The 12,603-nt window shown below is 68.8% G+C and carries 2 protein-coding genes; both read left to right on the plus strand.

Going from position 1 to position 12,603, the window contains the following annotated elements:
* Window positions 1-64 precede the first annotated feature (64 nt).
* The gene (locus ACW7G3_RS02720) at window positions 65-3,958 is read left to right on the plus strand and encodes a GH36-type glycosyl hydrolase domain-containing protein (protein WP_456980934.1); all 3,894 of its coding nucleotides are present in this window, start codon (window positions 65-67) and stop codon (window positions 3,956-3,958) included.
* Entirely contained in the window at window positions 3,955-12,570 is an 8,616-nt protein-coding gene (locus ACW7G3_RS02725) for a GH36-type glycosyl hydrolase domain-containing protein (RefSeq protein WP_456980935.1), read from the plus strand. The genes ACW7G3_RS02720 and ACW7G3_RS02725 overlap by 4 nt, the downstream gene beginning before the upstream one ends.
* Window positions 12,571-12,603: the final 33 nt, after the last annotated feature.

Here is a 12,603-nt window from a genome sequence, read left to right on the forward strand (position 1 = left end):
CGTTGACCCCGCCGTGACCGCCAACGTGCAATAAGGGGAAGACACCTTCCGGAGTCCTCGTTCCATGCAAGACCACGCATCCGGAAGCACGCCGCCCGGCCTCCTCCTTCAGGCGCCCCGACTGCAGCTGCTGTCGAACGGGCGCTACACCGTGATGCTGACCGCCGCCGGCTCCGGCTACAGCCATCTCGGAAACTGCGCGATCACCCGATGGCGCGCCGATCCGACCGGCGACAACCACGGCTGCTGGCTCTACCTGCGTGACGTCGACAGCGGCGCGGCCTGGTCGGCCGGGTTGCAGCCCACCGGGGCCGTGCCCGATACCTATGCGCTGGAATTCACCGATGGCCGCGCCGGCATCCGCCGCCGTGACGGCGACATCGAAACCACCACCGAGGTCGTCGTCGCCGGCAATGCCGATGCGGAGGTCCGGTGCGTCGGCCTGCGCAACAGCGGCGACCGCGAGCGCATCATCGAACTGACCAGCCACGCCGAACTGGTGCTTGCGCCGCAGCAGGGCGATGCCGCGCACCCTGCGTTTTCGAAGATGTTCGTGCGCACCGAGTGGTTGGCCGACCGTCTCGTGCTGCTTGCCACTCGTCGCGTGCGCACGCCAGGCGATCCGTCGATCTGTGCCGCGCAGTGGCTGCAGGTCGAAGGCGACGACGGCAGCGAACCGCAGTGGGAGACCGACCGTGCGCGCTTCATCGGCCGCGGCCGCGACGCGCACGCCCCGGCGGCGCTCGAATCGGAGACGCTTTCGGGCACGGTCGGCACCGTGCTTGATCCGGTGTTCAGCCTGCGGCGCCGGGTGCGCATCGCGCCCGGGGAAACCGCCACGCTGCAGCTCTGGACGGTGGCGGCCGCCGGCCGCGACGAGGTGCTCGCGCTGGTCGATCGGCTCCGCGGCGCGGATGCTTTCGCGCAGGCGTCCGGGGACGCGTCGAAGCGTGCGCACGCGCTGCTGTCGCGCCTGGGCCTGGATGCGGCGCAGGCGCGGCGCTTCCAGCGTCTCGCGGCCGCGCTGCTGTACCCGGATCCGACGCTGCGCACCGCGCCCGCGGCGCTGGGGAAGGGGGAGGGCGGCGCGCCCACGCTCTGGGCCGGCGGGATTTCCGGCGATCGTCCGATCGTGCTGCTGCACATCACCGACGAGACCGGGCTGGCGCTCGCGGATGACGTCCTGCGCGCCGAAGCGTACTGGCGTGCGCACGGTCTCGAGGCCGACCTTGTGGCCGTCGCCGGGTCGGCGTCGGCGTACGACGTGCTGCAGGATCGCTTCATGGGGCACGCGACGCGGAATCCGCCGCCGGGCGGCAGGCAGAACCTGTTTGTACTCCGCGCCGACGAGGCGCCAGACGCACTGCAGGCCGGGCTGGCGACGGCGGCCGCGATTGCCCTCGACCAGCGCGACGGTGGCCTCGCGGCACAGGTCGATGCGCTGCCGGCCGGGACAGGGACAGACCTGCCGCCCGATGCCGCCCGCCAGCCGACTGCGGCCGCCGCGTCGCCGTCGCGCGGATCGGGCGGCGGCATCGAGGCGTCCCTGGAGTTCTTCAACGGCCACGGCGGCTTCGCCGAAGACGGGCGCGAGTACGTCACAATCATCCGCAACGGCGCGCTGCCGCCGATGCCATGGCTCAACGTCGTCGCCAATCCGGACTTCGGCTTCACCGCCACCGAGGCCGGCGGTGGCTACGCGTGGTCGCGCAACAGCCAGCGTAACCCGATCACGCCGTGGACAAACGATCCGGTCTCCGATCCGCCGCAGGAAGTGCTCTACGTACGTGACGACGAGGATGGCCGGCTGTTCACCTCCACAGCACTGCCGCGCTGCGGCGACGACGGCGAGTACGTCGCGCGCCACGGCCACGGCTACAGCCGCTTCGAGCACGCCGAACATGGCATCGAGCTCGACCTGCTGCAGTACGTGCCGTTCGACGATGGCCTGAAGATCTCGCGCCTGCGGCTGCGCAACCGCTCGGGGCGCACGCGCAGGCTGTCGGTGACCGCCTTCGTACAGTGGGCGCTGGGGCCGAATGGCTCGCAGCCGGCGCCGTTCGTCGCCACCTCTCTGGACAGGGACACCGGCGCGCTGTTCGCCGGCAATGCCTGGCGCGCGGAGTTTGGCGAACGCGTCGCGTTCATGGACCTGCGTGGCCGCCAGCAGGCGCACAGCGGCGATCGCCTCGGGTTCCTCGGCCTGCGGGGCGACCTGGCCGCGCCGGCGGCACTCCAGGGAGGCGAAGCGCTGTCCGGACGCACCGGCGCCGGGCTGGATCCCTGCGGCGCGCTGCAAACCCGCTTCGAACTGTCAGTGGACGGCGAAGAGGAGATCGTGCTCCTGCTCGGCGACGCGACCGACGCCGGCGCCGCGCGCGAGCTGGTGCGCCGCTACCGCGAGGCGGACCTCGACGCCGTCCTGCAGGCAGCCGTCGCGCAGTGGGACGACATCCTCGGCACCGTGCAGGTGCGCACGCCCGACCGGGCGATGGACCTGCTGCTCAACCGCTGGCTGCTCTACCAGGCGCTGTGCTGCCGGGTCTGGGCGCGCACGGCGTATTACCAGGCCAGCGGCGCCTACGGCTTCCGCGACCAGCTGCAGGACGTGATGGCCACCTGCATCGCGCGCCCCGGGGAAGCCCGCGCGCAGCTGCTGCGCGCCGCGGGCCGCCAGTTCGAGCAGGGCGACGTGCAGCACTGGTGGCTGCCGCCGAGCGGCGAAGGCATCCGCACGCGCATGACCGACGACCGCCTGTGGCTGCCGTTCGTCGCCTGTCACTACATGGATGCCACCGCCGACACCGACGTGCTCGATACCCGCCAGTTCTTCATCGAGGGCCCGCAGCTCGAGCCCGGGCAGGACGAGGCCTACTACCGGCCCACGACCGCGGACAGCGATGCCAGCCTGTACGAACACTGCGCACGCGCCATCGACGTGAGCCTCACGCTGGGCGTGCACGACCTGCCGCTGTTCGGTACCGGCGACTGGAACGACGGCATGAACCGTGTCGGCGAGGAGGGCAGGGGCGAGAGTTCCTGGCTGGGCTGGTTCCTGTGCGCCACCATCGATGCGTTCGCGCCATACGCGAAGGCGCGCGGCGAGCACGAGCGCGCAGCGCGCTGGGAAGATGTCGCGAGCACGGTGCGCAAGGGTCTGGATGCCGGCGGCTGGGACGGCCAGTGGTATCGCCGCGGCTACTACGACGACGGTACGCCGCTCGGCTCGCACGAAAGCGACGAATGCCGCATCGACGCCATCGCCCAGTCGTGGAGCGTGATCGCCGGCGGCGGCGATCCGGCGCATGCGAAGTCGGCGATAGAGCAGGTCGACCGCCAGCTGATCCTGCGCGACGAGAAGGTCGCGCTGCTGTTCACCCCGCCGTTCCGACACACCGACCACGACCCGGGTTACATCAAGGCCTATCCACCGGGCCTGCGCGAGAACGGCGGCCAGTACACGCACGGCGCGCTGTGGTCGATCTTCGCCTTCGCGAAGATGGGCGACGGCGACCGCGCATTCGAGCTGTTCTCGCTGATCAACCCCGTCCACCATGCATCCACGCCCGAAGGCGTGGACCGCTACAAGGTCGAGCCCTATGTCGCGGTCGCCGACGTGTATTCGGTCGAGCCGCACGTCGGCCGCGGCGGCTGGACCTGGTACACCGGCTCCGGCGCCTGGCTGTACCGGGCGGGGCTGGAAGCGGTCCTGGGCTTCCACCTGCAGGGCGCGCATCTGCGCCTGGATCCCTGCATTCCACGCGAGTGGCCGGGCTTCTCGATCGAGTACCGCCACGGCGGCAGCCGCTATCTGATCGAAGTCGCCAACCCGAACGGTGCATGCCGCGGCATCGCACGTTGCGAACTCGACGGCGGGATCCTGGACGTTGATCCCTGCCTGATCCCGCTGCGCGACGACGGCCAATCGCACCGCGTGACCATCGAGTTCGGCCGTTGATCGCGGCGCACGAGCAACCCCTGCGCGCGCAGCTGTTCAGTGCTGAACAGATGGAGCAGCACGGCCGCGTGCTGGCACAGGCGCACCGGCTGAGCGGACACCGCGGCGCCGACCTGCTGCTGGCGCGGCTGAGCGCCAACGAGACTGTGATCGAACGCGCCAGCAAGCTGCTCGGCGAGGCCGCGCACGCCAAGCGCAGGCTGACCCCTGCCGGCGACTGGCTGCTCGACAACCTGTACCTGGTCGAGGAACAGGTCCGCATCGCCCGACGCCACCTGCCCAAGGGTTACAGCCGCGAACTGCCGCGGCTGCAAGGTGGCCCGTCCGATCAGCTCCCGCGGGTCTACGACATCGCCCTCAACGCGATTTCGCACGGCGATGGTCGCGTCGACGTCGAGAGCCTGGACCGCTTCATCGTCGCCTACCAGTCAGTCACGTCGCTCACGCTCGGCGAGTTATGGGCGATCCCGATCATGCTGCGGCTGGCGCTGATCGAGAACTTGCGCCGGGTCAGCGTGCAGGTGATTGCCGGCCGCATGGATCGCGACCTTGCCGACTCGTGGGCCGACCGCTTCTCGGCGGTGGCAGAGTCCGATCCCAAGAGCGTGATGCTGGTAATCGCCGACATGGCGCGTTCCCAGCCGCCGCCGAGCAGTGCGTTCGTCGCCGAAATCGTGCGGCGCCTGCAGGGGCAAGGCGCAGCGCTGGGCCTGCCGCTGACCTGGATCGAACAGTGGCTGGCCGATCACGAGCAGAGCATCGCGCAACTGGTGCGGGCCGAGAGTCAGCAGCAGGCCGCCAACCAGGTTTCCATCAGCAACAGCATCGGCAGCCTGCGTCTGCTGGCGATGACCGACTGGCGCGAGTTCGTCGAATCAATGAGCATGGTCGAGGCCACGTTGCGCGACGACCCCGACGGCACCTACAGGCGGATGGACTTCGCCACCCGGGACCGCTACCGCCACGTGGTCGAGTACATCGCCCGGCGCGGCAAACTGCCCGAAACCGAAGTGGCATCAGCCGTGCTCGAACTGGCGCGCGCAGGCGCTGGACAAGCGGGCACCGGCGACTGCAGCGCACACGTGGGTTACTACCTGATCGATGCCGGACGCAGGCAGCTGGAACGGAGGCTGTCGCTGCGGGACAGACCGTTGGCTTCGCTGCGCCGCGGAACCCGACACGTGCCGCTGCCGGTCTATCTGTTGCCGATCGTCGGCATCATCGCGCTGTTCACCTTCGGGCTGGTGCAGGACGCGCAGGCGATCCTTGGCGCGCGCAATGTGCTGTGGCTGGTGGGCGTGCTGTGCGTAGTTGCCTTCAGCGAGCTCGGTGTGGTCCTGGTCAACTGGTTCGCGACGCTGCTGGTGTTGCCGCGGGCGCTGCCGCGACTGGATTTCTCCGCGGGTATCCCGAACGAGGTGCGCACGCTGGTAGTGGTGCCGACCATGATCGGGGACGCGTCGACGGTGGGCCCGCTGATGGATGCCCTGGAGGTGAGGTTCCTGGCCAACCGCGACCACAACCTGCACTTCGCCCTGTTGACGGACTTCCTCGACGCCGACGAGCAGGTACTGCCGCAGGATGCCGAAGCGCTGGCCACGGCGCGCAGCGACACTGAGGCGCTCAACCGGCGCCACGCCGGCGGCGGCGACGATATCTTCTTCATCCTCCACAGGCCGCGCACCTGGAACCCGCGTGAGCACAGATGGATGGGCCACGAACGCAAGCGCGGCAAGCTTGCCGCGCTCAATTCGCTGTTGCACGGAGGCGATGCCAGCGCGTTCTCGATGATCGCCGGCGAGCCGGGCGTGCTGCGCGGCGTGCGTTACGTGATCACGCTCGACACCGACACCCACCTGCCGCGTGACGCCGCGCGCGAACTGGTCGGCACGCTTGCGCATCCGCTCAACCGGGCCCGACTGGATCCGCAGCGGCGCGTGGTGGAAAGGGGTTACGGCATCCTGCAGCCGCGCGTCGGCACCCGCATGGATGGTGAACGCCGTTCGTGGTACGTGCGCCTTTATGGCAGCGAGCCGGGAATCGACCCGTACACGCGTACCGTTTCGGACGTGTACCAGGACCTGTTCGGCGTGGGTTCGTTCGTCGGCAAGGGCATCTATGACGTGGCGGCGTTCGAGCAGGCGCTGGACGCGCGCTTGCCCGACAACCGGGTCCTCAGCCACGACCTGCTCGAAGGCTGCTACGCCCGTGCCGGACTGATCAGCGACGTGCAGCTGTACGAGGACTATCCGTCGCGCTACGCACTTGACGTCAAGCGCCGGCACCGCTGGATCCGCGGCGACTGGCAATTGTTGCCGTGGCTGCTGCCGTGGGTGCCGGGCGGCGAAGGCCGCCGCGAACGCAACCCGTTGTCGATGCTCTCGCGCGGCAAGCTGCTCGACAACCTGCGTCGCAGCCTCGTGCCCGTGGCGACGGTGTCGCTGTTCGTGCTTGGCTGGATGCTTGCGCCTCACCCGCTGCGCTGGACGATGTGGGTGCTGTCGACGCTGCTGCTCGCACCGCTGCTGGCGGCAATGACCGCGCTGCTCGACAAGCCGGAGGAACTGCCGTTGCGCGCGCACCTGCTGCATCGCGTGCAGGCGGCGGGGCACGATTTTGCGAGGATCATCCTGGGCGCGGCGTTGCTGCCGTACGAGGCGTTCTACAGCCTCGACGCCATCGTGCGGACACTGTGGCGGATGCTGGTGTCGCGCCGGCACATGTTGCAATGGAGTCCCTCCAGCGAAGTCGAGAAGACCCTCGGCGACGGACTGGCGGCGTCACTGCGTTCGATGTGGTTTGCGCCCGCGTTCGCGCTGGGGGTGGCGGCCGCGCTCTTCCGCCTGCAGCCGATGGCGCTGCCCGTGGCCGCGCCGCTGCTCGGGCTGTGGCTGCTGTCACCCTGGCTGAGCTGGTGGACCGGGCGGCCGCGCGTGCGCGCGGCGCACGGGCTGTCGGTGGAGCAGGGCAGGTTCCTCGGCCGGTTGTCGCGGCGCACGTGGGCGTACTTCGAGGATTTCGTGACCGCCGCCGACCATTGGCTGCCGCCCGACAACATCCAGGAGCATCGCACGCTGCTGGTTGCACGGCGCACGTCCCCGACCAACATCGGCCTGTCGCTGCTCGCCAACCTGTCCGCGTACGACTTCGGCTACCAGCAGGCCGATGCCATGGCCGAACGCGTCGGCAATACCCTTGCGACACTGGAACTGCTACCGCGGCATCGCGGCCATTACTACAACTGGTACGACACCGAAACGCTGCGCCCGCTGCCGCCGCTGTACGTGTCCACCGTCGACAGCGGCAACCTCGCCGGACATCTGCTCACCCTGCGCCAGGGACTGCTGGCACAGCCCGATTCGGCGGTCTTGGCGCCCGCTACCTGGCAGGGCTTGGGCGATGCCGCGGGGGTATTGGAAGAGTCCGGCGTCGGCGTACCCGATGCCTTGCGCGGGAAGATCGAGGCGCTGCTCGCCGTACCGCCGGCCACCTGCGGCGAAGCCGTGCTGGCGCTTGCCGAACTCACGGTACTGGCGGAACCACTGGCCGGTCACGACGCACCGGCCGGCGAGGACTCCGATGCGGATGTGTCGACGGAGGCGTCGTGCTGGGGACGGAAACTGTTGGCGCAGTGCCGTGCCGCGAGCGCCGCACTGGCATGGTTGCCATCGACGCTGTCGACGTCGGCGATCCCGACCTTGCGCGAACTTTCGCGCACCTCGCCGGACGGGCAGGTGCAGGCCACCGCAAGAGCCCGCATCGCGGAGTTCGAGCGCCTGGCCCACCTCGCCGGCCAGTGCGCGCAGAACGAACTCGATTTTCTCTACGACCGCAGCCGCCATCTGCTTACCATCGGTTACAACGTCGACGAACACCGGAGCGACCCCGGCTTCTACGACCTGCTGGCGTCCGAGGCCCGCCTGGCCAGCTTCTTCGGCATTGCCCAGGGCCAGCTGCCGCAGGACGCGTGGTTCGCGCTGAGCCGGTTGCTGACCGACATCGGTGGCGACCCGGCGCTGCTGTCGTGGAGCGGCTCGATGTTCGAGTACCTCATGCCGCAGCTGGTGATGCCCAGCTACGAGGGCTCGCTGCTTGACCAGACCGCTCAGGCGAGCGTGGCCAGGCAGATCGAGTACGGGCGCCAGCGCGACGTGCCCTGGGGCATTTCCGAATCCGGCTACAACGCCGTCGACGCGCGCATGAATTACCAATACCACGCCTTCGGCGTGCCGGGACTCGGCCTGCGACGCGGGTTGGCGCAGGATCTGGTGATCGCGCCTTATGCCAGCATGATGGCGTTGATGGTCGCGCCCGGGGAAGCGTGCCGGAACCTGCAGCGGATGGCCGCCGCCGGCTTCGCAGGACGCTACGGCCTGTACGAGGCGATCGACTACACACCTGCGCGATTGCCGCGCGGACAGCCTCACGCGCTGGTGCGCTCGTTCATGGCCCACCACCAGGGCATGGGGCTGCTGGCGCTGGACTACCTGCTCCACGACCAGCCGATGCAACGCCGGTTCGTGGCCGACCCCGAGTTCAGGGCCACGCTGCTGCTGCTGCAGGAGCGCATCCCGCGCACCGGTACCTTCCATCCGCACACGACCGAGGTCGCCGGCGCGTCGGTGATGTCCGACCCCGCCGAAACCCGCCTGCGCATCTTCCGCAACGCCTCCTTGCCGCAGCCGGCGATCCAGATGCTGTCCAACGGCCGCTACCACGTGATGTTGACCAGCGCCGGCGGCGGCTACAGCCGCCTGCACGACATGGCGGTGACGCGCTGGCGCGAAGATGGCACGCGTGATCACTGGGGGAGCTGGTGCTACCTGCGCGACGTGGACAGCAGCGAGTTCTGGTCGGCTTCGTACCAGCCCACGGCTGTGGAGGTGTCCGGATACGAGGCGATCTTCTCCGACGCCAAAGCCGAGTTCCGCGGCCGGAAACAGGGGTTTGAAACCCACCTGGAGATCGCCGTGTCGCCAGAGGACGACATCGAACTACGCCGGCTGCACGTGACCAACCAGTCACGCACGGCGCGCACGATCGAAGTCACCACCTACGCCGAGGTGGTGCTGGCGTTGGCGATCTCGGACGAATTGCATCCGGCCTTCAGCAATCTGTTCGTGCAGACCGAACTGGTGCCGGAACGGCAGGCGATCCTGTGCACACGACGCCCGCGAGCGCACGATGAAGTGCCGCCGTGGATGTTCCATCTGGTCGCGGTGCACGGCGCGGATATCGTGGAAATTTCCTACGAGACCGACCGGTCACGCTTCATCGGCCGCGGCCACGACGCGCGCGCACCGCGCGCCGTGCTCGAGCCGGCGCCATTGTCCAACAGCCAGGGTTCGGTGCTCGATCCGGTTGTCGCGATCCGCTCCCGGATCACCCTGGCGCCGGACCAGACGGCGACCATCGACATGGTTACCGGCGTCGCGGCCGCGCGCGATGATTGTCGGGTGCTGGTCGACAAATACCGGGACCGCAGGCTGGCCGACCGCGTGTTCGACCTGGCCTGGACCCATAGCCAGGTGGTGCGGCGCCAGATCAACGCCTCGCAGGCCGACGCGCAGCTGTACGAACGCCTGGCCGGGCTGGTGCTGCACGCGAACCCGGCGCTGCGCGCAGAGCCGGCCGTGCTGCTGCAGAACCGCCGCGGCCAATCGGGGCTCTGGGGGCAGGCGATCTCCGGTGACCACCCGATCGTGCTGGTGCAGATCGATGACGCGAAAAACATCGAACTGGTGCGGCAGATGGTGCAGGCCTACGCGTACTGGCGGCTCAAGGGCCTGACCGTCGACCTGGTGATCTGGAACGGCGAGCAGGGCGGCTATCGCCAGCAGTTGCACGACCAGATCATGGGTCTGATATCGGCCGGCGTGGAAGCCAACGTGATCGACCGCCCCGGCGGTATTTTCGCCCGATCCGCACACCAGCTGCCGCAGGAGGATCGCATCCTGCTGCAATCGGTGGCACGGGTGATCGTGAGCGACGCGCACGGCACGCTGGCCGAACAGGTTGCGCATCGGCCGCCGCAGGAGGTGGTGATGCCACCACTGCAGCCACTGCTCACCCAGTACGACCTGATGCCTATGCCCACGGCCGACGAGCACGCCATTACCGGCCGCGGCGGGGACACGGCTCTCGACCCGTGGCCCTTTGACCCGGGTACCGGGCCGCTGCGCGAAGGCAACGGCATCGGCGCCTTCTCGGCCGACGGTCGCGAATACGTGATCGACCTGCAGCCGGGCGGCAACACGCCTGCGCCGTGGTCGAACGTGCTCGCCAACCCGCAGTTTGGCTGCGTGGTGAGCGAATCCGGCACCGGCTACACGTGGGCCGAGAACGCGCACGAGTTCCGCCTCACGCCGTGGCATAACGATCCGGTGGGAGACAGCAACGGTGAAGCGTTCTACCTGCGCGACGAGCAGACCGGGCGGTTCTGGTCGCCGACGCCGCTGCCATGTCGCGGCGAGGGTGCGTACCGGGTGCGGCATGGCTTCGGCTACAGCGTCTACGAGCACGAGCAGGACGACGTCGCCAGCGAACTCTGGGTCTACGTGGCGAGCGACGCGGCCGTCAAGTTCAGCGTGCTGCGCGTGCGCAACACCGGCGAGCGCACGCGGCGGCTCAGTGCCACCGGCTACGTGGAATGGATCCTCGGCGATCTGCACGCGCGCACCCAGATGCACGTGGTCACCGAGTCCGTCACGGAACACGATGCGGTGCTGGCGCGCAATGCGTACAACACCGAATTCAGCCGCCGGGCCGCCTTTTTCGCCGCCGATATCGCAACCGGGGGATGGCACGGCGAGGAGGAGCGCCGCAGCGTCACCGGCGATCGCAACGAGTTCATTGGCCGCAACGGAAGTCTGCGCTCGCCGGCGGCGATGACGCGCGAACGCTTGTCCGGGCGACTTGGTGCCGGACTTGATCCCTGCGCCGCGATCCAGGTGCCGCTGGACTTGGCGCCCGGGCAGTCACGCGACGTGATATTCCGCCTCGGCGCAGGGCGTACGCGCGCCGAGGCGCTGGCGACGCTGCGGGAGACGCAGGGACGCGATGCTGCCTGGGACGCGCTCGACGAGGTGCGTGTGGGCTGGCTGCGCACGCTTGGCGCGGTACAGGTGGAAACACCCGAGCCGGCCGTTGACCTGCTCACCAACGGCTGGTTGCTCTACCAGACCATCGGCTGCCGTTACTTCGCGCGCAGCGGCTACTACCAATCCGGCGGCGCGTTCGGTTTTCGCGACCAGCTGCAGGACATCATGGCGATGCTGCACGCCGAGCCAAAGCTCGCACGCGATCACCTGTTGCTGTGCGCCGAGCACCAATTCATGGAGGGCGACGTGCAGCACTGGTGGCACCCGCCGCTGGATCGCGGCGTGCGCACGCGGTGTTCGGATGACTATCTGTGGTTGCCGCTGGCCACCTGCCGCTATGTCGAAGCTACCGGCGACCGCGACGTACTCAACGAACGCATGACCTATGTTGAAGGTCGCCATGTCGACCCGGACGAGGAGTCCTACTACGACCTGCCTTCGCGCTCAGGCCTGCGTGAAACGCTGTACCAGCACTGCGTGCGCGGCCTGCAACGTGCGCTCGACCTGTTTGGAGAACGTGGCCTCCCGCTGATCGGCACCGGCGACTGGAACGACGGCATGAACCGGGTGGGGGAGGGCGGTCGCGGCGAGAGCGTGTGGCTGGGGTTCTTCCTGTACGAGGTGCTAAACCGCTTCAACAAACTGGCGCGCGACCGCGGCGACCTGCTGTTCGCCAAACGCTGCCTCGAACGCGCAACGCAGCTGCGCCAGGCACTGGAAGACCATGCCTGGGATGGCGCGTGGTACCGGCGCGCGTGGTTCGACAACGGAATGCCGCTGGGCTCGACGCAGAGCGATGAGTGCACGATCGATTCGATCTCGCAGAGCTGGTCGGTGCTGTCGGGCGCAGCCGATCCGGTGCGCGCAAGGCAGGCGATGGAATCGCTGGACCAGCGCCTGGTGCGACGCGATGCAGGCCTGGTGCAACTGCTCGACCCGCCATTCGACAAGACCGGGCAGGACCCCGGCTACATCCGCGGCTACGTGCCCGGCGTGCGCGAGAACGGCGGCCAATACACTCACGCGGCGGTGTGGGCGACCATGGCCTTCGCCGAGCTCGGCGACCATGCGCGCGCGTGGGAACTGTTCCGCATGATCAACCCCATCCACCACGGCGACACCGCAGAACGCATCGCGACCTACAAGGTGGAACCCTACGTGGTCGCCGCCGACGTGTACGCGGTCGAACCGCATGTCGGCCGCGGCGGCTGGACCTGGTACACCGGCTCGGCCGGCTGGATGTACCGGCTGGTCGTCGAATCCTTGCTGGGCCTGCGGCTCGAGGGGGACACCCTGCGGCTGTCGCCCTGCATCCCTCCCGACTGGCCCGGTTACCGCGTGCGCTATTGCTACCGCGACACGGTCTACCTCATCCACGTGCGCCAGGAAGCCGGGAAAGGCATGCCGCCGCGATTGCTGGTCGACGGCATGGAGCAGCCCGGACTGGCCGTTCCGCTGTGCGACGACCATGCGCAGCATGCTGTGGAACTGTGGCTGCCGCAGCCGGAGTAACGGCCGCCACGCCCGCCTCACGCCACGGGGTGC

Source organism: Luteimonas sp. A478, assembly GCF_054052025.1.

What these genes read in the sequence shown, in the direction of transcription:
- ACW7G3_RS02720 (WP_456980934.1), top strand. Translation starts at nt 65, where the DNA reads ATGCAAGACCACGCATCCGGAAGCACGCCGCCCGGCCTCCTCCTTCAG.